A 24,125-nucleotide genomic window follows, 5' to 3' on the forward strand; every position below is an offset into this window, starting at 1 on the left:
GGCTACTGCAGCTCCCAAACCTCGTCGACCGCCGCGGCCACCCGCGGCATCAGATCCGCGCTGGCGAGCAGGCCGAAGGCGCTGACGCTGACGTCATCGGTTGCACGCCAGCACAGGACGGAACGCGCGTTGAAACGAGGTCCAGGCAGATCCTTCGGTGTCTGGTTCCGCTTGCGCGCGGCGGAGGCGAGGTCGACGGTCTGCGTGCAGGTGACACTCCCGAACATCGTGTACGGCGGCGCGGCCAGGGCGACGTCGAGCTTGTCCGTCAGGTCTGTCCGCGCGACCACCACGTTGAGCATCGGCCCCCCGCTTCTCACGTTGCCGAAGGCCCGCCCATCGAACGCGTTGCCGCCCAGCGTTCCCTTCGCGCTGGTCCGCCAGCTGGTGGGGCCGTCGTCCTTGGCGAAGTCCACGCCGTCCTGCAGCGGGCCGTATGAGGCGAAGCTGTCCGGGAGCACGACTGGCGTCAGGTTCGGTCTGTGGGTGGCACGCCATCCCACCACGGCGAGCAGGACCGTTGCGATCACCGCCGCGACAAGCCCCGCGGCTCGTGGCGCGTTGCTGAAACGGCTGCGCCGGCCCGCCGGACCACTCCCTTGAGGCGCGGGAAGGCTTGCGGGAGGCGGTGCCAACACGGGTGGCCGCCCGCCGGTCGTGAAGAACGGGACGTCGGGAAAGTTGTCGGCGCTCATCGCCTTCCAGCATCGGCGCCCGTGTCAGGGTTCTTGAGGGCGTCGACCTCGGACCTCGCTGATCTTCGGGAGGCGTTCCCCTCACATCCGACGTGACCTTGTGGATGTCCTCAGTGCAGCGGCACCGCGGGCGCGGGCACGTCGTCCGCGTCCTCGAGCAGCTTCGACTCTTCTCGCTTGCGGGGCAGGAAGTACGCCGGGATCAGGGTGAGGGTCACCAGCCACGCCGCCACCCAGAAGGTGTGCGAGAACGCCGCGGCCGCCGCCTGCGGGGCCAAGGCCGGCGAGGCCGGGACGTTGTCCAGCAGAGCGTTGGTCAGCACCACGGAGAAGATCGCGACACCGATCGAGCTGGAGATCTGCTGGTTGATGTTGAGCAGGGTCGAACCCCGGGCGACCTCGTGGTGCTTCAACGTCTTCAGTGCCGACGTCATGATCGGCATCATGGTGGCGCCCATGCCCAGGCCCATCACGAACAGCACCGGGATGAGGAAGCCCCAGTGCGAGGACTCCGCCGTGATCTGGGTCAGGCTGAACATCCCGATGATGATGCCCACCAACCCGAAGGGCACGATCCGTCCGACCGGGTACCGGTCGGTCAGCGCGCCGGCGATGGGCATGGTGACCATGGCGCCGATGCCCTGGGGCGCGACCAGCCAACCCGCGCTGAGCGGCGACTCCCCCTGCACCTGCTGCAGGAACTGCGGGATCAGCAGCAGTCCACCGAAGAAGGCCGCGGCGAAGATGAACATGGTGATCAACGACACGCTCAGGTTGCGGTTCTTGAACAGCCGTAGGTCCAGGAGCGGGTGCTTGGGCTTGAAGCTGTAGAACACGAACGACACCATCAGCACCAGCCCGATCAGGGCGGGAATCAGGACCTTGGGGTGGCCGATGCCGCCCTCACCCGGGATCGACGAGATGCCGAACAGGAACAGCGCGAGGCCGGGGCTCATCATCAGCATGCCCACGAAGTCGAACGTCTCGGACGGAACCGGGTTGTCCTTCTCAAGGGCGAACCGGGAGTAGATCAGCGCGACCAGCCCGATCGGCACGTTGATCAGGAAGATCCAGTGCCAGCTGAAGTTGTCGATCAGCCACCCACCGAGGATCGGCCCGAAGATCGGGCCGAGCAGCATCGGCACCCCGAGGATCGCCATCAGCCGACCCATCCGGGCCGGGCCTGCCGCCCGGGTCATGATCGTCATGCCGACCGGCATCAGCATGCCGCCGCCGAGCCCCTGCAGCACGCGGAACGCGATCAGGAACCCGATCGAGGGGGCGGTCGCGCAGAGGATGGACCCGAGCGTGAACAAGGTGATCGCCAGCATGTACAGCCGCTTGGTGCCGAACCGGTCGGCGGCCCAGCCGGACATCGGGATGACGGTGGCCAAGGCGAGGGTGTAGGCGGTGACGGTCCAGGCGACGGCCGAGTAGGCCAGCGGCTGCCCGTTCTTGGCGAACTCGACCTGGAAGGTGCGCAGCGCGACGTTGACGACCGTGATGTCGATGATCGACATGATCGCGCCGAGAACGACGACACCGGCGACCTTGAGCACGGCGCCGTCGATCTTCTCGGGGTACTGCATGACGGTCCCAGCAGGCGAAGTCACGGGCACCCCTTCACGGTTCGACGTGCGGCGTTGCGATGGATAGCCACCAAATCAGGCTAGCGCGTGGGTCCGACAGACCACGACGGGGTTTCCGCTCGCGGTTGCCAATGAATCGAATTCAACAGCACCCCGCCTGCCCCTGACCCACGCGACGTCTTTGTGCGACGCTGGCTACGCTTCGCCCGCGGCCGGACCGTCAAGGAGATCCGCCATGAGCACCGCCAGCAGAGCCCTACGCCGTCGGTTCTACGCCGAGTCCGTTCTCGCGGGCATCAGCGGCGGCCTCTTCGTCCTCACGCTGTTCTGGCACGACTGGCTGGAGGCTTTCGGCTTCGACCCTGACCACGGTGACGGCTCGGTCGAGTGGCTGGTGGTCGCGGTGCTGCTGGCCGCCTCGCTGTGCTTGACCGTGCTCGCGCGGCTTGAGTGGCGTCGCACTCGGGGCCTCGAGGCCGCCTGAGCCTTGTCACGCCGTCGGGCACCCTGCTTTGATGGCTCGGCTGGACCGTGATCTCCCCTACTGCTGGGTTGAGGCGAATCGCATGGCCTCTCGGCGCGGCGCAGCGGCGTCCGCCGCGAGAGCGTCCTCCCGGACACCGCTGCCGCCCCCCGCCCTCGGCAAGGGCATCAAGAACCCCGCGTGGCTGCCGCCCGTCCGCGCCTCGACGCGGCTGGAGCCCGGCCAGCTCACGACGAAGTTCGTGACCGTTCCCGCCGAAGAGGCGCAACGGGTGCTTCTGGGCATGATCCGCTTCGTCGTGGACATCGACGCCGACACCACCCCGATCGTGGTGTGGCAGCGCGAGGGCGACGAGCTGTGGGTCGACGTCTCCGCGACGACGTTGACCTGTGCTGACGGCCTCGTCCAGGTCGGGGTCCGGGTCGGGTGCGACCAGCTGCGCGTCCCGCTGACCATGAGGGTCCCACTCGGGGTTGGCACCCCGAAGTCGCCGACCGGCCTGCTGCTCACGACTGTGCAACGACTGGACGGGCCGGACCTGGTCACCTCCCGGTGGTCCGATGCGATCACCGCCTTCGCCTGGGAAGCCGTCATCGAGCTCGCCCGTCACGTCTGCGCTGCCCTCGGCGACGACAAGTCCGGGCTGCCGCTGGTCCCCGGCGCCCTCGCCGCGACCGAGAAGGCGCTGCTGATCCAGCCGATGTCCCGCCACGACCTGTCCGCGGTGGGGTGAGCCGATGACCCTGACCGAGGACAGCCTGGGCTCGTTCGGCGCGCTGGCGCGCGGGATCGGGCTGGTTACGGACAGCGGCCCGAACAGCAGCTGGTTCAACGACCCCGTCGGTGGCAGCAGCAGCAACCCCAACGGCCTGAAGACGGTGCTGAGCAGCGACGCCCAGCGCGACGCCCTGGTGAGCTTCGTCGACGACGTCCTCGGGCCACCGGACCAGCACGCCGAGGATGACGTGCGCTGGATCCCGCTGTTCGCGGAGACGAACCCGCACATCATCGTCAGCGTCGTCCTGCAGCCGGTGGCCGGCGCGGTGCGGGTCGGCGTCGGCGTGGAGCACGTAGCCGGCAGCGGCGCACCGCAGGTCACCACGAGGCTGCACGTGCCCATCTTCCATGTCCCACGCGAGGGCACTGACTCGCGCCCCACGGACTCCGACCTGCCGCAGTGGCTGCTGATCGGGCGTCCCGGGGGACGGATCGGCGTCGAGGTCGACGCGCAGTTCGACGCCGGCCCGCCGACCCCCGGCGACGCATTCCTCGGCGGAGCCTCCGTGAGCCTGGCCATCCCGACGACGGCCAACGACGACGCCGAGTTCTCGCTGACCCTGCGCGACCTGCAGCTGCCGGGTGCCACGGCCCCGACGACGCGGACGCTGGACATCACGTCCCTGGACGAGATCGGACCCGACGTCCTCGAGTTCGTGGTCGGCATCGTGCGCCAGCAGATCGACTCGCTCGACCTGACCGACCCGGTCTACCGGCACATCCGCGGGCTCGCCGGGATCCTCGGGCTGCACGACGTCCCGAACCTGCCGCCGCTGCCGATCGGGGACCTGCCCACCGAGGGGCTGCGCGCGATCGTGTCCTGGATCGAGTCGGTGCTGGCGGACGACGAGGACGGGGGCGCGCTGGACGCCTGGCTGGGCGAGCTGGCCGTGCTCGTGGGCGGAGCCCCGGTGCCCGACCGCAACGCGGTGGAGTTCCGCATCGGGCCCTCGCACCTGCTGCTCGGCCTACGGGTGAGCCCGGGCGCCGGTGGCCATCCGGTCCTCGTGCCGTGGGTCGAGCTGACCTGGTCGCCGAGCACCGGCGCCGACCTGGTGGCCTCGGTCGACCTGCTGCGGGCGGACACGGCGACCGGTCACGTCACCGCCGTCCCGGCCCTGACGGCGGGAGCCGTCTTCGGCGCGCAGGCCACCGGCGGGTCGGCCCTGCTCGGCGGTGCTCCGGGAGTCGGGTCGGCGCGGATCGGGCTGAGACTGGATGAGCACCAGCGTCCGGCTTTCGCCTTGACGTTGCATGACGTCGACCTGCCAGGCGGGCGACACCACGAGCTGCTCGACCTGTCCAGTCCGGACGCCGCGCTGGACGCCGCCACCTCGATCATCGACGACGCTCTCGCCGCCGCCCTCGACGGCTTCGGGGATGTCGGCATCCTGCTCGAGCAGCTGTTCGGCATCGACCCTCCCGCGGGCGTCGCCGCGCTGCAGGCCTCGGCCCTCATCGCCGACCCCCTGGCGGCCCTGCAGCAGTACTGGCTGGGTTTGCTCAACGACGCGGACGCCATGGGAACGGTGTTGGGAACCCTGGGCCATCTGCTCACGGGCACCGCCGGCTCGGCCGGCAACCAGGGCACGCCGGAGCACCCCTGGGTGATCGACATCGTCGCTGGGGTCGGGCTGCGCTTCTGGCGTGAGGACCAGGTGCTGGTTGCCGCCCTCGGCGCCGACGTGCTCACCCCGTTGCCCGGCGACCTCGCCGTCGCGACCCGGGCCGATGTCGTGCTGCTGCGGGCCGACCTCGGCGCCGGGCACCTCTCGTTCGCGTGCGGCGCGAGCGCGCAGGTCGTCCTTCAGCCCGCGGCTGACACGCCGATGGACCTCGACCTGGCCGTGGCCACCATCCACTTCAGCGGCGTCGGGGTTCGCGCCCACTGGTCCCCCTCCGTCGGCCTGCAGGCGGTCGTGCTCGGCGACGGGCTCACCGTCTCCTATATGGATCCGCGATCTCAGGCGCCGGCGTTGCATCCGATCCCCCTGCCGACCTTCGCAGCCGACGGATCGGTCACGTTCGCGCCGGACTGGGATGCCCTGGAGGGGATCGTCACCGCCTTGCTGCGCGGCATCGGATCGCCGTTCGTGCAGACCCTCCTCGACCTGCTCGGCTGGACCGGACAGGGCGCGCACCTGCGGCTGAGCGCACTGGTCACTGATCCCGGCGACGCCGTCGCCGCCTGGGCCACGGAGGTGGCCTTGGACTGCGCGAACCTGCAGACCGCCCTCGGTCCGGTGGCCTGGCTGCTCAGCGGTGGCTCCCGCACCGGTCCGATCGGCGACGGGCGTCCCGAGCGCCCGTACCGGTGCCCGGTCGCCAGTGCCCCGAACGCTCCCGGGCTCACCGCCTGGACCGTGCCGGGATGCCCTCCCGCGCGCAGCCTCGCCAGCGCCGGGCCCGACCTGTCGGACCTTCGTGACGGCGGGCTGACCCCGGATGCAGCCGGCATCGCGACCAGTCTGTCCGGCGCGGCCAGGTCGTTGCCGGACCTCGCCGACCTGTTCGTCGGCCGGGACCGACTGGACGGCGGGATCGGCTCACTGCTCAACCGGTGGACCGGCACCGACGGCGTCGTCGCCGCCCCGAGCATCCTGCCGCCCGACGTCACCTCGCTTGTGCTGCAGGGCTACTCCTACGCGGAACTGGTCGCTTCCGGCCGGCTGCACTCGCACGTCCTGGACTCGGTAACGCAACCGCTGGACGCCGTGGTGCACGTCGGGTCCGCTACCGACTGGCTGACCGGCCAGCCTGCGGGACAGTGCATCGACGCCACGATCAGCACCCCCGCGACGGTTCCGACAACCGCCGACGGCACGTGGTACGTCCGGCTACCCACGCCGGCGGCCGCGGCGGCGTCCCGCAGCGACCACGACGCCGTCGCTGCGCAGGCCGCGCGCCTGGCCGCCGTCCTGGCTGCACGCACCGCACCGATCGTCGTCGTGGCCTACGGCGCCACCGGGGCGGCGGCGATCCGGGCGGCAGCAACCCAGCCGCAGGTGAGCGCGGTGGTCACCGTCGCGGTCCCCTGGTCGACGGTCTCCCTGCTGGCGCTGACCGGCGGGCTCGGCGGCGATGCGCTGCGCCTGCTGGACCGTCTCGTCCCCGACCCGCTGCCACAGATCAACGAGGCGCTCACGGCCTACGGCGCCTCCGCACTGATGCGTGGCTGGTCCCTGGTACGCCACTCACTGGAGACGGCGGTGCCTGCCGACCTGCCGTCGGCCGCCGGCGAACCGCGTAGGCCGGGGCTGGCGGTGTACGCCGTCTTTGGTGCCCTGTCTGACTCTGACGCCGCTCGGGCAGTCGCCGCGCTCGTCGTGGCGGGAGTCGACGCGCGGCAGGCGGCCGCGCACCTGGCGGCGAGCACGAGCTCCGGGCCACCGCAGGAGCTGCACGTCGCCGTGGACGTCCCGATGCTGGAGCTCGACATCGGTGGGCTGTTCGTGGGGATGGGCGCAGCCGTGGACCTCGTCTCGGTGAATGCCACCAACCCGCACGTGCGCCCCCTGCGAGAGGTGGTGGCCACCCTCAGGTTCGGGGTCAGCGACGGCTGGCTGGTCGGCGGTCCCGGCGCGAGCCAGAGCGACCTGGAGCTGCGCTGGCTGGAAGCGCGGATCCACCTGCCGTTGGACGGACGTGCCGGGTCCAGCCAGCTCATCCTGCACGAGGCTCGCGCGTACTCGGCCTACCGCGAGCGCTGGGTGGTCACCGCGGCGCCGGTCGGGGACGAGGTCACCGCCCTGCCGGAGATCAAGATCCTGCTCAGCGAGCTGACCACCAGGTTGCTGGCGGACGCCCCAGACGTGGCACACCTGTTGTCCCTGCTGGGAATCCTGCGTTCGTCCGGCCTGGACGGCGGCGTACTGGACCAGCTGCTGTTCGACCCCGTGGCCACGCTCCGCCCGCTGGTCGCGGCCCGTGCGGTGGAGCTCGCCGGCGCGCTGCGCACGCTGATCGGCCTGCCTACGACCGGGCTTGCTCCGACCGCCTTCCGAGCCGGCACCTCTGACGTGCACGTGGACATCGACCTAGCCACCGGCTCCATCGCCGGTGCCGCAACCCTGACCATGGTAGGTCTGCCACCGGTCACCGTGGCACTCACGGTGACAGCCGCGGACGTGTCCGCGTCGTGCGCCTTCGGCACCATCGATCCCGACGCCGGCGGGCTCAGCCTCGTCGGGCTGGCGAGCCGAGCCGGAGCGAGCCTGGCCATCCAGCATCGGCCGCCCGGCGGGTCCACCACCGAGAGCGTGGGGCTATACCCCGCGGTCGATCCGTCCGGCCTCGCCACGCTCGCCCAGTCGGGTCTGCCCGCCATCGTCCTGCAGGCCGTCGCAGGCTGGTGCCGACAAGAGGCGTCCGAGACCGGCCTGGCCCTCCTCGACGCCGCCCTGGACGCGATCGGACTGCTCGGCGCGCCCCGCGCGAACGGCAGCCGCGCGGTCGTCCTCCCGTACGGCCTGATCCAGGATCCCGGGCAGTGGCTGCGGTTGCGGGCCGACCCCTTCGGAGCGGTGGTCGCACTGCTCGAGGCCTTGACGCCCGTCGTCGTCCCGGACCGCCCGACCGGTGTCCAGGGCTGGCCGCTCAGCGACGAGCTGACCATCACCTACGCCGTCGTGGCGGGCCGCCTCGACCTGGCCGCCTCCCTCGCACTCAGCACCACCATCGACGGGCGGGCGATCGCGACGTCGGTGACGGCGGGGCTGTCGGTGTCCGTCGACGTGGTGGTCCGGCCGCTGGTCGACGCGAGCGTCACGGTCGACCAGACCGGCCTGCGGCTCGGGGTCGCCCCCGCGGTGACCTTCGACCTGGTCCGCGCCGTTCCCGCGACACCGATCCGGATCTTCCCGGCCGGCGCCGGCCTCGGTGCGGCCATCGGCGCCGCGGCCGAGTCCGCCGTCCGCGTCGTCCTGAACGCTCTGGTCGACCACCGCACCGACGGCGGGACCTCCCTGGTGAAGTCGGTGGGGGCAGCGATCCACGAGCTGGGCGACGGGCTCGGCCTGCTCGAGACGGATCACTTCACCGACGCCAGGATCGCCGGCTTCGCCGAGAACCCGGCGTCCGCGCTGCTGGACCGGATGCCCCAGATCGTGACCAGCGGGGTGACCGCGCTGGCCCAGGCGCTCGACCCCTCCCAGACCAAGGTTCGGGTCATGCCAGCCAGCGCGGGTCGGCGGCGCATCACGTTCGGCGCAGTCCCGCACCTGCACATCGACCTGGACGGTGCAGGACCTGCGGTCGAGTTCGGCTGCGACATCGAGCTCTTCGCGGCGGGGCACGTCTCGATGGGCCACCTGGTCGTGGAGCGGCTGCGGCTGACGCCCACTGGCCTGCAGGTGGACCTGCGGGGCGGTCCGTTCGTCGTCGACCTGGGTTCGATGAAGCTGTTCCCGCTGGTCGTGGCCCGAGCCGGAGTCACCTCGACCGGTTTCAGCCGGCTGATCGGGCTCGGCGTGGGCCTGGACCCCGCAGGTCGTGAGTCGTTGGAGTTCCGGTGGGGGCTGGACGCGCTGCCGCCGTACGTCGCCTCCGTGTCGCGCGACGTGCTCGGCGCCGAGACCGCCGTACACACCGAGGTCGACGCCGTCGCTCTGAAGATCCTTGGTGTCGCGGTCTCGCTGGCCTCCAGCGTGCTCACCGCCCAGCTGGGCTCGGTGATCACCAGCCGAGCGACGAACATGCTCCAGGACGTGGTCTTCATCGGTGGTGACCAGACCCTCGACCCGACGTTCCTCACCGACCTGGTCAGACCGGAGGCGCTGCTGGTCCGACTGCAGACCCTGGCCTGGAACTGCGCCACCGACCCGAACCACGGTGCGGCCCCGGCCCGGCCGGTCAGCGTCACCATCGCAGGCAAGGTCGTCATCGGGCTCAGCGCGGTGGACGTCGGGGGCGGCGAGCAGCACGTCGGGCTGAACGTCTCGCTCCCCCCGGGCACGATGTTCGACTTCCCGACGTCCGACGTGCAGGTCGCGATGGAGGTGGACGCGTCCTGGGTGGTCCCGCACGTCAACCCCGGCCTGTCCATCCTGCTGCTCAAGGGTCCGGACCCAGCCCACCTCGAGCTCGTACCGGGGTTCGTCGTGGGTGGGATCGGCATGCGGTTCCGCAAGCCAAGCGGGCCGCTGCTGCAGCTCGGGTCCATCGCGGTGGACGGCATCCGGTTCAGCGTCTACGCGGAGTGCGACGCACTCGGCGTCGGCGGGGGCGCCAAGATCCAGCTGGACGGCTTCGCGCTGGCTCCCGGAGGCGCCGGCAGCAACCCCATGGCGAGCAACATCATGAAGGACGTCGGCTCGGCGAGCGCCAACAACCGCCCGGCGTTCAGCCCCTCGGTCGCCGTCCAGAAGCATCCCGGGCCGGGACAGCAGCTCGGCCTCACGCTGCGTGCAGGCGACCCGCCGGGCCCGTGGTGGATCGTGATCCAGCGTCAGCTCGGGCCGCTGTACGTCGACCGGATCGGTTTCAACAGCGTCGAGAGCGGCGGTCGGGTCACCCAGATCTCGCTGCTGTTCAGCGGTCAGCTGTCGATGTTCGGGCTCAGCGCGGCGGTGGACGAGCTCGGGATCACCTGGAACGGCGGAGACGTCCTGTCGATCTCCAGCTGGTCCGTGGACCTGATGGGCCTGGCCATCTCGGCCAACCTGGCCGGTGCCAGCCTGGCCGGCGGTCTGCTCAAGACCGTGGAGGACGGTGTCAACTCCTACGTCGGCATGCTGATCGGCAAGTTCGGCACGTACGGCCTGTCGGTGTTCGGGGGCTACAGCAGCGACAACCACGGGCACGCGAGCTTCTTCCTGTTCGGTGGCATCAACGGCCCGATCGGCGGCCCGCCGTGCTTCTTCCTCACCGGCGTCGGCGGCGGGCTGGGCATCAACCGCGGCCTGGTCATCCCGACCGACCTGAGCAAGTTCGGCAACTACCCGTTCATCCAGGCGCTGGACCCAGGTGCGAAGGCGCCGGCCAACCCGATGGACGAGCTGCACAAGCTGAGCACCTACTTCCCGCACCAGATGGGCAACTTCTGGTTCGCCGCCGGCATCTCGTTCACCTGCTTCTCCCTGGTGGACGGCGTGGCGGTCATCGCCGTCTCGTTCGGCAAGGGCCTGGACATCAACCTGCTCGGGCTGGCGCGGCTTGCGCTGCCGCGACCGGGCGTGGCCATCGTGTCGATCGAGCTGGGCCTGCTGGCCCACTTCTCGACGTCCGAGGGCCTGTTCATGATCAAGGCCCAGCTGACCGACAACTCCTGGCTGCTCTACCAGGAGGTCCGACTGACCGGCGGCTTCGTGTTCTGCTTCTGGTGGAAGGGGCCGCTCGCCGGGCAGTTCGTCGTGTCGATGGGCGGCTACCACCCGAGCTTCCACCGCGAGGGGTACCCGGACGTACCGCGTCTGGGAATCATGTGGCGGATCGGTGACTACCTGGTCATCAAGGGCGGGACGTACTTCGCGCTGACCTCCGAGGCCGTGATGGCGGGTCTGGGCGTGGAGGCGAGCCTCGACCTCGGCTGGGTCTGGGCGAAGATCGCGTTCGGCGCGGACGGCATCGTCTACTTCGACCCGTTCTGGTACGAGGTCTCGGCCTTCGCCAGGATCTCGGCCGGCATCCACCTCGACCTCGGCCTGTTCTCGATCAGCATGAGCCTGACGCTCGGCGCGACCATCAAGGCGTGGGGCCCCGACTTCGCCGGTCATGCCGAGCTCGAGATCGGGCCATCCACCGTGCCGTTCGACTTCGGCAGCGAGCGTCTGGTGGCTGGTGTGCTGCTGCTCTGGAACGAGTTCGTGGGCAAGTACCTGGAGGATGGCGGTGACGCGGCCCGGGCGTTGTCCGCGATCACCGGACGTGGCTCCCTGCCGACGTCGACCGGCGGTCAGAACGGTGCCCCCTCCTCCGACGGCAGCGAGCAGCTGCCCTTCCGGGTGTTCGCCGAGTTCGAGATCACGTTCACCACGACGGTCCCGACGTCCACGGTGGACGTCGGCCCCGGGGCCACGGTCGACGTGCCCACGACCATCGCCGGTCAGCCGGCGCTGCTGGGGCTCAGCCCGATGGGCAGCAGCCATCTGGACTCGACCCTGTCCATCCGCCTGGACTGGTACAACCCCGCCACGAAGGCCTATCAGCCAATGGACAGCGGGCTTGCCCGCCTCGTCGAAGGGTTCGGTTCAGGCGGCGACCGGCCTGGGTACTCGCGCGACGCCTACCCGATCGGCGTCTGGGGATCGCCGAAGGACCCCAGCGTCCCGGTCAAGCCGCTGCCGTCGGGCGACGTCATCTCGGCGGCCAAGCAGGTGCGCCTGGTGGCCGGCGTGGACATGCCCGGGGTCGGCCCAGACATCGACTACCACCAGGTCCGGGCGGCGCGGCGACCGCTGCCGTTGCTGGCCACCGGTGACGAGCGCGAGGTGTTCCTGAACACCGCGGGCTCGCTGCCGAGCGTCGACGCCGCCACGGCGGCCGAGGCGCTGACCTTCGCCGCGGACCAGCTGTTCGCGGACCGCTCGGCCGTCGCCGGGCCGCCGACGGCGCGCGGCGGGCATAGCGCACTCGCGAAGGCGGCGTTCCTGCAGGATCGCAGCGCTCCGCCGATCTTCGGAACGCTGACCGACGGGTTGGCGAAGGCGAACGGCCAGAGCGGTACCCGCAAGGAGCTACCCGGGGCCGACCCGTTCCAGCCCCGCGCGCTGCGGACGCCTTTCGTCACCGGCTTCCTCACCTCCGGGGTGGGTGCCGCGCTACGGCCTGCGGCGACCACGGTGCGAGACGGTCGGCTCAAGCGGCGACCGGCGCCGACGGTGGAGTCGGTGCACGGCCGGCTGGCCCTGCACGTCCCTGCGATGCTGCTGCGCACCCCGGCTCCGGGAGCCGCCACCGCAGGCACGCTGGTCGCCGGCGTCACGCCGCCGCGGACCGAGGCACCCGGTTCGATGCGCTCGCACGAGGCCGGCCCGGTCGGGACGTCGTCCCTGCAGACCCTGGTCGCCGGGCTCGGCACACCCACCTCGAAAGGCCGACGCCGCAGGGCAATCGCCGCCGCCCCGGGCACCGACACCTCGACGGTGCGCTCCGGCGACGTGCTGGTGCTGCAGCTGCCCGACGCGGCGCTGGACGTGGACCCGGACCGCCGGCCCAGCGTCGCAGTCAGTGGAAAGGCACGTGTCACCGTCATCCTCGGGCGCACCGTGCTGCACGACGACGACGTCCTCGACGCCGCAGTGCCCATCCCGCACGGCGCCACCCACGTCGCCGTCCAGGCGGACGGCGACGCCGATGCCAGGGACGGGTGGGCGGGTTGGCACGACCGCACCAGGGTCGCCCGGATCGGTGCGCAGTCCGCGCTGGCCGCGGGATGCGTCCTGTCCGCCGATGCCGTCGGCAGCCGGATCATGCGCTGGGACACCGCAGGGGCCATGGTGGCCGGGGCCCGCGAGGTCACCACCAGGTTCAGCCGGCCGGTCAGCACGGTCGCGGTCGCGTTGTCCGGGGCCACGGCCTCGAGCCTGACCCCGACACTGCTGCACCTGGTCGGCGCCCGCGTGGCCACCGACCGCGCGGGCAGGGAACTGAGACCGGTCGCCGTCTCCCTCGGGGACACGAGTGTGCTGGTCTACAGCCTGGTACCCGACGTCAACGCCACCGGAGTCGCGGTGACCGTGGCCGGTGGGGCGGACTGGGTGGTCTCCGGGGTGGTCGGCACTGACCAGCCCGCGGCGGAGGTGGCGCGCCGCATCGCCCGCTCGCGACTGTCTGGGGTCACCTCGAAGGTGCTCGCGCTGGCCGGGCCCGGGTGCCGGCTCACCTGGCGGGCGGCGTCCTCGCGACGTGCGAAGAGGAGGTCGTGATGGCGATCGAAGAGGGCCACTTCCGGCTGTACACCCACGTGGTGCCGGCGTTGAAGGCCGGCGACTACCGGTTCGCCAGCAGCCAGGGCCTGCGCGCGAAGGACGCCCACAACGCTACGGTCCCGGCGGACCAACTGCCGGTGCAGGACCTGGCGACGCATGTTCGGGTCACGTCACCGCGCTACCTGCTGCCGCCGGACCAGGTGCTGTCCACGTATCCGCCGGCGGGCACCGAAGGCGCCTACGGCTCGCGGCTGCCCCAGGTCGTGATCAAGCGACGCACCCTTCCGTGGGAGCGCGCGGTGGACGCTGGTACGGCCGGCACGCCCTGGCTCGCGCTGGTGGTGTACGCCGAGGGCGAGGCCGAGGTGCTGAAGAACGTCCCCGTGGCGCAGTGCGTCTCACCCGGGGTGAAGCTCGACGGCGTCCCGGAGGTGGCGAAGGGTTCGTGCCTGGAGATCCGGACCTCGATGGTCGAGAGGATCATGCCGACCCGCAAGGACGTTCCGTTGCTGGCCCACGCGCGCGAGGTCAACATCGACGACACCGAGCTGATGCTCGGGGACGACGACGGCTTCCTGGCGGTGGTCGTCTCCAACCGGCTGCCGCTGGCCGCACGCAACCCGGACGGCACGGAGACCCCGGTCAAGTACCACGCGGTCCTGGTCAGCCTCGAGGGGCTGGGCCAGTTCAGCGCCCTGCTGCCGACCTCACCGCCGGCGAAGACCCACACCGATCACCTCGTCATCGACCTCCAGACCGCCGTGTATGCGCCTGCTGACTACGACAACCAGGTCATGGACTCGGCGTACCCGCAGCGCTACCCGCTGCCTGCACACGTCGACGACGGACGGCCCGCGCACGCGCGGGGAGCGCCCGCCGAGCCGCTGGACGTGAACGCCCGCCGAGCGGTGGTCTCGCCGGACGCCGTCACCTCAGCCAACAGCGGTTCGGGGTCCTGGACCCTGAGCGACGTGAAGTACGCCAACCAGGTGTCGGTCGACGCGACCACGGTCATCGTCGCCGGCGACATCAAGCTGGTCGACCCCAAGCTGCGCTTCCCCGCACTGCTGCACTGGACGTTCACCACGATCGGCGACCGGACGTTCGAGCTGCTGATGCGCGACGCCGACTCCGGGCTGCTCGGCACGCTGGGCCAGGCGCCGCAGGTCCCGATCGGGCGGCCACCCTTGGAGGTCGTCGAGACCGGTCACGTCGGGCTGGACCAACGCACCTACCGCGGCGACGGCGTCCGCGCGTGGTACCGCGGACCAGGACTGCCGCACCCGGCGGACCTGGACTCACCGCGGCTGCCGCTGGCCCACACCGGCGACCAGCTGCGCGCCGTCATCCCGGACGGACGCGAGGACATCTCGCTCGCCGCCGCGTTCGAGATCGGCCGGCTGCTGGCGCTCAGCCAGCCCTCGATGGTCGCCTCCCTGCTGCGCTGGCGACAGCTGGGCTACCAGGCCGCTCGGATCGAGACCCTGTGGACCGCCATCCTGGTGGACCTCGACCTCGCCGGCGTGGAGCTCGCCCCCGGACGCCTGCTGGGCACGCACTTCGGTCGCGCACTCGCGCGCACCATCGCGGGCAACCCGGCCGAGACCGTCGGCCTGCCGCGCGAGCTCTGCACGCCCGGATCGCCGATGTCGTTGGACGGCGACCCGATCCGGCTGGTCACCAAAGGCTTCGGCATCGACGTCGGGACGGACGTGCCGCTGGGCGAGCTGCTCGACCAGCTCCGGGTCACCGAGGTTCCGCGCAAGCCGGGCAAGCTGAGCACGGCCGCTGGTCGGGCCGCCATGGCGCGGGCGCTCGAACACGGTCGAGAGGCCTCCCTGGCGCAGCTGGTTGCCGGCGCCCTCGCCGACGACCAGCCGGACGCCCTGGACCGCGCACTGGCCGGGCGGCGCCCGGAGCAGGAGGACGAGCGATGAGAGTCGATACCGAGGTCCTCGTCAACGAGCTGCCGCTGGTCCTCGAGCAGATGCAGAGCGTGGCGGTCGAGGTCACCGACGACGACACGGACTCCGCTGTGCCGCAGGAGCTTCGATCGTGGCTGGTGCGGCTGCGGCTGCTCGAGGGGGTGCCGTTCGCCAACCTGGTCGCGGACACCGAGCTGCTGCCGCCGGAGTCGATCCGCTGGTTCTACCTGGACCGGCGCTGGACCGACGCGCTGGTCCAGGGGGCGCTCAGCGTGGGCACGGTGAACAGCGACGACCGGACGCACCTGGCGGCGCAGTACCCGGCGATCCGGGACGAGCTCGACCAGGAGGAGCGCAACTACCGCCGCCAGCCGGGCACACCACGGTTCGGCGGCAAGGTGGAGGCGGTCAGCGGGTTCATCCTGCGCTCGCAGGCGGTGTCGGGTTGGCCGGGCCTGCACGTGCGGGCCTTCAGCGTGGACCCGGCCGAGTCGGACGACGCGTCCTACCCGGACGACGACCCGCGGCGGATGCGGCTGCTGCGGCTAGAGCGGTTGGCCCCGGCCGTGCTGTTCTGCATGTTCGACGGCATCCCCCAGGTGGTGCACGTCGAGGAGCCTCGACAGGGCGTCCAGTTCGGGTTCGACATGACCGCGACGGGCGCCACGAGCCGCGCGCAGCTCCAGCCGCGCAACAGGAACACGTTCAAGGACCTGCCCGTCGCACCGCTGGACGTGCCGTTCCGGGCCACCGCCGGGGCGACCGGCGTGGTGGACATCCAGGCTCTGGAGCGGCTGCTCAAGGCGATGCCGGACACCGGGGCCGGCGACGGACTGGACGCCGCCGAGTATGCGCTGCAGCTGATCCGCTTCCCCTACCGCCAGGTGTTCGGCGACCCGGAGGACGTCTCGATCGGGTCGGTCTTCACTGCGACGCTGAACTACGTGACGTATGTCGAGGCGACGTTCACCACCGGCGGTGGACCGTGAGCGACCCCACGATCTCGAGCGAACAGCTGCAGGCCGCCGTCTTCTCGGCCAGGTTCGCCGCGCTGGCCCGGGCCGACGTCGACCTGGCCACCTGGAAGACCTGGGACCACACCTTGCCGCGCAACAAGCGGATCCTGGTGCCGATCGACGTGCAGGCCCTCGTGGTCCCCTCCCAGGGCGGTGAGCCGACCGTGCCGGTCGGCGCCCTGATGGACGACCCGTTGCCGTTCGACCCCGGCGAGGTCCCGGCGCCAGGAGTCCACCTGCACTGGGCACTGCCGGACGCGCTGCTGCGCGGCCAGCACGACGAGGCCAACAAGAGCCTGCGGATGGACCCGCTCCCGGACCGCTGGGTCGTCGTCCGCACCCTGCTGCCCGAGGGGGCCCGGACCGCGTACGCCAGCGGATGGGTGATCGACGCGGTGCACGGGGTGGTCGTGCCGCTCGCGACGTTCTCCGGATCCATCGACCAGGCGCTGATCGACGCCTCCGAGGCCCCGGTGCTCAGCCCGCTCGACGGGTCGAGCCGAGGGACGCTGCTGTGGACCGCGACCTACCAGGGGGCGGTCAACCGGTTCGCTCTGCACGATCCACTGACTGATCTCGACAGCTTGAAACCCCTTGCCCCGCACGGCTTCCATCGGGGCAGAGCGGTCTACACGGTCGCCGGTTGGTGGACCGACGCCAGCCAGGACCCGCTGTCCGGCACCGCCGGGACGACCGGACTCGACCGGCGCCTGGCCGCACTGGGCTGGTACGTCACCGGTGACGGCGGGGACGACCTGGACGAGGGCGCCGACCCGAAGCTGAGCCAGCTCGCCACCTACGCCGGGCTGACCTCGCCGCCGTCCACCGCCCCGGTGACGACCGTGACGGAGTACTCGCAGTCCACGGTGCAGTACAGCGGCATCGAGCCGAAGACGAAGATCGCCGTCGACGAAGTGAGCGAGGTGGTCATCGGCCTGGCACTCCCCCGCTACTACTCGATGCTGCATGGCAGCGTGCTGGGCGTACCGATCGACGGATCGAGCGCCGGGGCCGACGACCGGCCGGCCGGCAGCGCGGTGGCAGCCACCATCGGCCTGGACCTCGACGACATCGCCGCGGCTTTCGCCGCGCCCGGCTTCGGCCTGGACCCGGCGCACCGCCAGACAGCCGAACAGCTGATGGCCGCCTTCACCGGAGGTCTGCTGAGCCGCATCGGCACCAGCGACGGGCTGGACGACCTGCAGGAGCGCGAGCACTCCGACGGCTTCTGGGCCATGCCCGGGCCGCCGATCCCCGGAGCCAAGCCGGACCGCCTTCGCACGGAGGACACCACGGCACGGGGGCCCTTGCAGGTCGGGCGCAAGGGCCGGGCGGCGCTGGCCGACTCGGGGGCCCGGTTCCCGCAGGTCAAGGCGCAGTGGAAGACCGGCGTCATCGGCATGACGTCGATCGACGACGAGTCGGCGCAGCAGCAGAAGAAGCAGATGCGCCAGGAGCAGGACGCTCAGGATCTGCCGGTCAAACCGGCGGGCTCCGACGCCCCGGTGAGCCGCGACGTCGTCCGGGCCGCGCCGCGGATGTTCCGCCCGACGGCCGTGATGGTCGGGCTGCGCGGGGTCAAGCCGTCCCTGCGCCACCACGGCGACGGGCTGTTCGACAGCCAGGGACTGCGGTGCCGCTACCCGAACGAGGTCACCACCACCATCGAGGGAGTCGTCGACGGTGCTGCCATCCTGGCGACCCTGGGTAGCGGCGCTATCCCACCCGAGGTCACCCGCGTCGTCCGCGAGGCCGTCGTCCTGGACGGCTACTCCTGGAGCTGGCTGGCCGCGGCCGGCACGTCTGCCGGCGTCAACCAGGAGGCCGCCGTCACCCGGGTGGTGGCCGAGATGACCCGGCTGTACGGCACCCAGAGCCGCTACGACGGCACCGGCGCGGCCTTCGTCGCCGAGGTCGCGGGTGCCCGCGCGCGGCGAGCCGCCGCCAAGGACGGCGGATGGGAGCAGTACCACTCGGACACGCTCATCGTGCAGGGCCAGGTGGCCAGCGAGTTCGCACGCTTCTCCCTCGCCGCGGGGACGCCGCCCAGCCCGGTGGCACTGACGACCTGGCGGCAGCCGTGGGTTCCGCTGTTCGTCGAGTGGCAGGTCCGCCTGGTCGGATCGGCCCTTCTGGACGGCTGGTCGCTCACCGACGGCGACCTGGAGCCCGGCACGGTGGGCAGCGACGTCGACACCACCCTCACCGGCCGCAGCCCGGTCACCACCGGTATCGCCAAGACGCTGACGGCGGCGATCGACCAGTGGCTCGTCGAGGAGAACCAGCGCGACACGACCGACCCGTCGAGCTCGCAGCTGGACGAGCCCGACGAGGCAGCACTCGACCGGCTGGCCGACCTGCTGCGGCCGCTCGACCTCGTCTCGACCTCCCTCGACGGGCTCCGCGAACAGCTGCTCGGCATCGCCTACAACGGCCTGGTGGTGCGGACCAAGGCCGCCGACGGCACCGCGAAGCCGCCCGCGGTCGATCTGCCGACACCGCTCTTCGGTGGGACCCTCACGGTCGAGAAGCTGCGTGCGGTCGATGCCTTCGGTCGGGTCCTGGACCTGCCGACCGGCGCCATCGGCACGACCACCACGCTGGAGGTTGCCGGTCAGCCGTCGACGGTCCTGCTGCGCCCGCGGATCCAGAACCAGGCTCGCTGGTTGCTGCGCATGGTCGATCCCGGCTACGCCCTGTCGGACGATCCTGGGCTCGCGCCCGAGGCGTACGTCGACCAGCTGCGGGCCGCGCTGGCTGTCACTCCGGTGTCCGGTTTCCTGCTGCCCGACCACATCGACGAGGCCCTGGAGGTCTTCGACCGTGACGGCAACCCGCTGGGCCAGGTGATGCACGACTCGGTGACCGACGCCGTCACCTGGGAGGTGGCCCCCGCCCGGCCGCTTCCGCCGGACGCAGGACCGCTGGCTGACATCGCGCCGCACGCCCAGCACGCCGCCCTCGTGGCGGTCGGGTTGATCCAGGCGGACGTGAACAGCAGGCACGGCGACCAGCCGCCGACGTCGAGCTCGTTGAGCGCGCTGCTGCGAGCGATCGACTCCACGCTGTGGACGGTCGACACCTTCACCGCGATCGGCTCGCCGACCATCGCCGGGCTGGTCGGCCGCCCGGTCGCGGTGGTCCGGCTGACCGTGCGGCTGGACGCGCCGGACGACGTCGACGAGGTCGACCTGGCCGCGGCGCCAGGCGGCGCGCAGGCCCGACGGGAGGCGTTCGGGGCGCTGGCAGACCAGCTGTTCCCGTTCCGGCTCGGCGAGCTCGGCCGCAGCGACGACAGCGTGCTCGGCTTCTTCGTCGACGACGACTACCTGCGGTTCCACGTCGTCGACCAGGTCGTCGCGTCGGCGGCCCTGGAGAGCGGCCGGCAGTCCGGACACCTCGGCCTGCTCGGAACGACCCCGACCACGGACCCGATCGACCACCCCTACCTCGACCTGGAGGACACCCTGCTCATCCGGCCCGGGCAGACGGTGCGGCTGACAGTGCTGATGCTGCCCGCGGGCAAGCTGCACCTCACGTCAGGAGTGTTGCCTCGCAAGGTCATGGAGCTCGCCGACGAGTGGGTGACGCCAGGGCTGACGAAGCTGGTCCCGTCGATGCGCGTAGGTCCGGTGCTCGTCGACCCCGCCGAGATCCGGCTGCCCAACGTGTCGTCCCTCGGCGCTAACCAGCAGTTCACCCGTCGCACCGGCCCGTTGACCTGGAAGGACGACCCGATCCTGGCGTCCACCACCAACGCGTACTTGCCGAAGGCGGCGCACGAGGCGCAGGAAGGCTGGATCCGGGTGGCCCCCGCACCGCCTGACCCGGACGCGCCGAGCCAGCCCGCGGGCGGCGAAGGGAGCCAGCCATGACTGCCAAGCGGCGCGTAGCGCTCGGCAAGAAGGCGCGCCTGGCTCAGATGCAGGACGGGCTGGACCGCGCCGCCCAGAAGGCGGCCGGACGCGGCCGAGCCAGGGATCGCGCGGCCTGGAACGCGGCCCGGCTCGGTGGGATCGAGGAGCAGTCGCTGGCCGACGCGATGGCGCGTGTCCTGGCCGAAGAGGATGCGGCCGCGCCGGCCCCGAAGGCTCTCCCCGCCAAGGCGTTTCCGGATGCGATGGTCGCCGAGGGCCGCTGGGTGCCGATCGGGCCGTCCGTCGTCCGTCGCGGGCAGGCCAATGACAACCCGCGGGTCACCGGGCGGGTGCGCGACATCTGGGTCGATGAGACCGGCACCCGGGCCTACGCCGCGACCGCGATGGGCGGGGTCTGGTACACCGAGGACGGCGGGTCCATCTGGACGCCCTTCGGCGGGTGGGCGGAGCGCCCCCGGGTCGTCGGCGGCAGCTCGAACGCCCGGGCCTGCGGCAGCCTGCTGGTGTGGTTCGGGGGCACGGCCGCGGACGACGTGGTGATGGTCGGCACCGGCGAGCCCACGCCGTTGGAGACCGAGACCGGATACGGGGCGCTGGGCGGGATCGGCGTCCTGACCCTGAAACATCCGGTGGCGGACGTCATGACCGGCGATCCGTGGGAGCCGGACAGCGGCCTCGCTGAGCTGGAGGGGTTCGGCACCTACCGCCTGGTGCGCAGCCCCGCCAGCAAACCCGGAAGCGCATCAGGGGCCGACCAGGACAAGGTGGTCGCGTGCACGACCCAGGGCGCGTTCCTGGGCACGCGAAAGTCGCTCCCCGCGTCAGGAGGGCTGCCGGTGCGGGACGGGTTCGAGTGGGCCAGGATGCCCACCGTCCCCAACGTCGCGGTCAGTGATGCCGTCTGGCTCTCGGGCGGACGTCTGGTGATGGCCTTGGTCGGAACGGGGCTGGTCTACACCGACGACCTCGGGGTGACGGTGGTGCCCATCGCCGCGACCCAGCAGCCCGCGATCCAGATCACCGACAGGATGAGCCTCGCCCTGGTCGCCGGCACGAACCGGGTGTACCTGCTCGGCCAGACCGCCGGCGTGCCCACCCTCTGGGTGATCCCCGACGCGATGAACCCTCCGATCCCACCGGCCCTCCTGGTGGACTTGCCCTCGCTGCCGGCTGGGCTTTGGAACGCCGGACAAAGCCAACAGAACTACGACCAGGCGATCGCCGTGGACGTCGTCGCCGCGAAGGATCGGGTCTACGTCGGCGGAAGCACCGTCTCGGTATTGGCGGCCTGGGCCGCGAGCCTGTACTGCTACGAGGTGGTCGCAGGCGCGCTGCAGGCCGTGCCGACGGTATCGGGAGTCGCGGCTCCACCAGCGGGCGCCGGCGCCAACGTGCCCGGCCTGATCGGCAACAACGTGCATGCAGACGTCCACGTGATCCGCCTGACCGGTAAGGCTCCCGCGCCACGTCAGGCCTGGGTGGGCACGGACGGCGGCGTGTTCGTCTCGGACCGCGCGGGACGGGTGCACACGTTCGCGTCCATGAGCAACGGGATGGGCTCGCTGCAGGCGGTGTTCATCCGCAACCACCCGGTGTCCGGGCACCTGGTCGCAGCGGGCTACCAGGACAACGGCACCCAGGTCCGCACCGGCGACACCGTCTGGGACGAGCGCTTCCAGAGCGATGGCGGCGGCGTCGCGTTCGTGCCCACCGCCCCGCACCTTCTCATCAGGCAGTACCTCAACGCACGCTGGTACTGCACGTCGAGCACGGCTTTCGTCGACCCGATATCCCGCTCGCCCGGCACGCCGAACGTCCCTGCGCTCGACCCCGAGAGCCGCGCCTCTGCGGCGTACTCGGGCGTCGCGACCATCGTTGTCGGCCCCAATCGCAGCCGGGTCGCCATCGGCACCGACCGGGTGTGGCTGAGTGAGGACCTGGGCGTCGCCCTTCCGAACACCTGGCTGACCCTCCCCTATCCGCCTGGCGTCCTACTCAAGGACGGCCGCCTGGGTCCGCCGCCAGGAAGCCCCACCCCGGCCCAGCGGGCGATGGGGGTGCCGACGCCCGCCATCGGTGCGGTGTTGGCCCTGTCCTGGGTGAAACCGACCGAGCTGCTGGCTCTCTACCAGCAGGGCATCGTGCGCTACACCGAGGCCCCGCCCGGGACGTGGACGACCAAGACCTGGCGGCTGACCGACGCGTCCGTCGCGATCTCCCGGCACACGACGCCGACGGACATCTGCGCGATCCCCGACGTGCGCAACTTCTACGTCAGCACGATCGGCGAGCCCGGCAAGATCGAGGAGACGCTCTGGTTCTACAGCCCGACGGGCGACACCTTCCAACGGACCAAACTGCGACACGTGCTCGACAAGGTCGGGCCCCCTCTCGTCGTCGGGCCGCGAGACCCGGCGTTCGCAGTCGCGCTGGACCCCGCCGACCCGAAGGTCGTGTTCGTCGGAACCGCGACCGGAGTCTGGCGCGGCGAACGCAAGACCCCGCAGGGAGACCACGAGTGGCATTCCTACGTCAATGGACTGCCGCAGTCCGTCGTCCAGGATCTGCAGACCTGGAGGGACCCGGCAGGAGGTTCGCTACGGCTGCTGCGCGCCGGCCTGCAGTCCCGGGGCGTCTGGGAGGTCGACCTCAGCGCCAAAGCACAACGAGCGACGTGGATCCGGTCCAGCGCCCACGACAACCGGCGCCTGCCGCTCGCACCCGCCCCGGACCCGCTGGCGACGCCACCACCGCCACCGCCGCCACCGCCACACGTGCTGGTCAGCTCCAGCCCGGACATCGTCGTCCGCCCGGAGTCGCCGGTGATCTTCCCGCCCGCGTTCCTCGGTGCCCCGGCGATCACCAAGGGCGGGGCCACGCCCTACCAGGTGTGGACGTTCCAGACCGCCTTCCGCTGGCTCTACCCGAGCGTCGTCGCGGACGGCCAGTGGTCCGACGCGTTCGACAACCTGCTCATGCACCACCGCACCACGATGGGCAAGACGGCAGTGGCGGAGATCGACGCGGACGTCTGGGCCAACGTCGTAGGCACGATGGCGGGCGGTCTGGTCACCGGCGGCGTCCGGGTCAAGGCAGACGGCAAAGTTACGACGGCACCGGCCGACCCGCTGGCCGTCTACCGCGCCCCCTGGCAGACCCCGCGGGCGCCGAAGGCCCCACCGAGCGAGGTCGACTTCCTCGACCTCGTCGTCCCGGCGCGGCCGGGACCGCCCTGGGAGGTCTACAAGGAGCTGTCCGTGGTGGACGTGCTGACCCACCACCGCGACGGGCGCCCGACGGACGGCGCGTACGCAGCCCTGCTCTGGCGCTCGGGCGCCACGGCGGCTGACCTGATGGCGTTGCCCGCGCTGCCAGTGCTGACCTACCTGACGTCGGTAGCCGGGAGCGGCGCGCTGGCAGCGGCGCCCGCGGGCTGGACGGTTGCATTGTCCGGGGCGAACGCACGCTGGACCGTGCCGGTCCCCGTGGACGGCAGGCTTCCCCGCGGCGCCACCATTCCGGTCGACCTGCGCGCGGCCGGGCCGCACGTGCTCCTCCTGGCCTTCGTCTGCTCGACGGACGACGACGCGGTGCCGGCCCCTTCGACGAGTGCGATCGCCTCCGTGATGCCCCTGTCGATCACCGAGCTGGTCACCTGCTGGCCGTATGCCGCGGCGCGCGTCGTCAGCGTCTCGGTTCGACCGCGATGAACCTGTGATGACCAGCCATCGTGCGGGTGGCGACCATGACCCAATGACGCCGGAAGTCACCCGGTCGAGTGTCAGGTACTTCCAGCGTGGCGCAATCACGTGACCGAGGACCGCACGCCGAGCGACAGGTGTGCGGGCGAGTAACCTCCGCTGCCACGCCAACATTTGTGGTTCATTCCGGATGG

9 protein-coding genes are annotated in these 24,125 nt (G+C 71.3%); 7 read left to right on the top strand and 2 right to left on the bottom strand.

All coding sequences use genetic code 11. The features are described from left to right. Positions 1-2: 2 nt before the first annotated feature. Together ACPPVT_RS12520 and ACPPVT_RS12525 are read right to left on the bottom strand one after the other, a co-directional pair. Entirely contained in the window at positions 3-695 is a 693-nt protein-coding gene (locus tag ACPPVT_RS12520; RefSeq protein WP_426560696.1) for a hypothetical protein, read from the bottom strand. 110 nt (positions 696-805) lie between these two features. Then, positions 806-2,284: a DHA2 family efflux MFS transporter permease subunit gene (locus ACPPVT_RS12525; RefSeq protein WP_426567147.1), complete on the bottom strand. Its 1,479-nt coding sequence runs from the start codon at positions 2,282-2,284 to the stop codon at positions 806-808. Positions 2,285-2,519: 235 nt separating this feature from the next. On the opposite strand from ACPPVT_RS12525, the gene ACPPVT_RS12530 reads away from it, so the two are divergent. The 7 genes from ACPPVT_RS12530 (at position 2,520) to ACPPVT_RS12560 (ending at position 23,940) form a co-directional block, all read left to right on the top strand. Beyond that, on the top strand, positions 2,520-2,768 hold the full coding sequence (locus tag ACPPVT_RS12530) for an ABC transporter permease (protein ID WP_426560698.1): 249 nt from the start codon (positions 2,520-2,522) through the stop codon (positions 2,766-2,768). 82 nt (positions 2,769-2,850) lie between these two features. Beyond that, a complete protein-coding gene (locus ACPPVT_RS12535; RefSeq protein WP_426560700.1) occupies positions 2,851-3,501 on the top strand; it encodes a hypothetical protein in 651 nt (216 codons plus the stop codon). A 4-nt stretch (positions 3,502-3,505) separates the two neighbouring features. Continuing rightward, positions 3,506-13,408: a DUF6603 domain-containing protein gene (locus ACPPVT_RS12540; protein WP_426560702.1), complete on the top strand. Its 9,903-nt coding sequence runs from the start codon at positions 3,506-3,508 to the stop codon at positions 13,406-13,408. After that, on the top strand, positions 13,408-15,348 hold the full coding sequence (locus ACPPVT_RS12545; RefSeq protein WP_426560704.1) for a hypothetical protein: 1,941 nt from the start codon (positions 13,408-13,410) through the stop codon (positions 15,346-15,348). The genes ACPPVT_RS12540 and ACPPVT_RS12545 overlap by 1 nt, the downstream gene beginning before the upstream one ends. Next, positions 15,345-16,325 carry a hypothetical protein gene (locus tag ACPPVT_RS12550; protein ID WP_426560706.1) on the top strand — a complete coding sequence of 327 codons (981 nt, stop codon included), beginning with the start codon at positions 15,345-15,347 and terminating at the stop codon, positions 16,323-16,325. The genes ACPPVT_RS12545 and ACPPVT_RS12550 overlap by 4 nt, the downstream gene beginning before the upstream one ends. Continuing rightward, positions 16,322-20,227: a hypothetical protein gene (locus ACPPVT_RS12555; RefSeq protein ID WP_426560707.1), complete on the top strand. Its 3,906-nt coding sequence runs from the start codon at positions 16,322-16,324 to the stop codon at positions 20,225-20,227. The genes ACPPVT_RS12550 and ACPPVT_RS12555 overlap by 4 nt, the downstream gene beginning before the upstream one ends. Beyond that, on the top strand, positions 20,224-23,940 hold the full coding sequence (locus ACPPVT_RS12560; RefSeq protein WP_426560709.1) for a hypothetical protein: 3,717 nt from the start codon (positions 20,224-20,226) through the stop codon (positions 23,938-23,940). Before ACPPVT_RS12555 ends, ACPPVT_RS12560 begins: the two co-directional genes overlap by 4 nt. Positions 23,941-24,125 lie beyond the last annotated feature (185 nt).

The sequence above is a fragment of the Angustibacter sp. McL0619 genome (assembly GCF_049994355.1).
Lineage (GTDB): Bacteria > Actinomycetota > Actinomycetes > Actinomycetales > Angustibacteraceae > Angustibacter.

Bases quoted from the DNA above. Each gene is read 5' to 3' on its own strand.
- ACPPVT_RS12520 (WP_426560696.1), bottom strand. From the start codon at position 695: ATGAGCGCCGACAACTTTCCCGACGTCCCGTTCTTCACGACCGGCGGG.
- ACPPVT_RS12525 (WP_426567147.1), bottom strand. From the start codon at position 2,284: ATGCAGTACCCCGAGAAGATCGACGGCGCCGTGCTCAAGGTCGCCGGT.
- ACPPVT_RS12530 (WP_426560698.1), top strand. From the start codon at position 2,520: ATGAGCACCGCCAGCAGAGCCCTACGCCGTCGGTTCTACGCCGAGTCC.
- ACPPVT_RS12535 (WP_426560700.1), top strand. From the start codon at position 2,851: ATGGCCTCTCGGCGCGGCGCAGCGGCGTCCGCCGCGAGAGCGTCCTCC.
- ACPPVT_RS12540 (WP_426560702.1), top strand. From the start codon at position 3,506: ATGACCCTGACCGAGGACAGCCTGGGCTCGTTCGGCGCGCTGGCGCGC.
- ACPPVT_RS12545 (WP_426560704.1), top strand. From the start codon at position 13,408: ATGGCGATCGAAGAGGGCCACTTCCGGCTGTACACCCACGTGGTGCCG.
- ACPPVT_RS12550 (WP_426560706.1), top strand. From the start codon at position 15,345: ATGAGAGTCGATACCGAGGTCCTCGTCAACGAGCTGCCGCTGGTCCTC.
- ACPPVT_RS12560 (WP_426560709.1), top strand. From the start codon at position 20,224: ATGACTGCCAAGCGGCGCGTAGCGCTCGGCAAGAAGGCGCGCCTGGCT.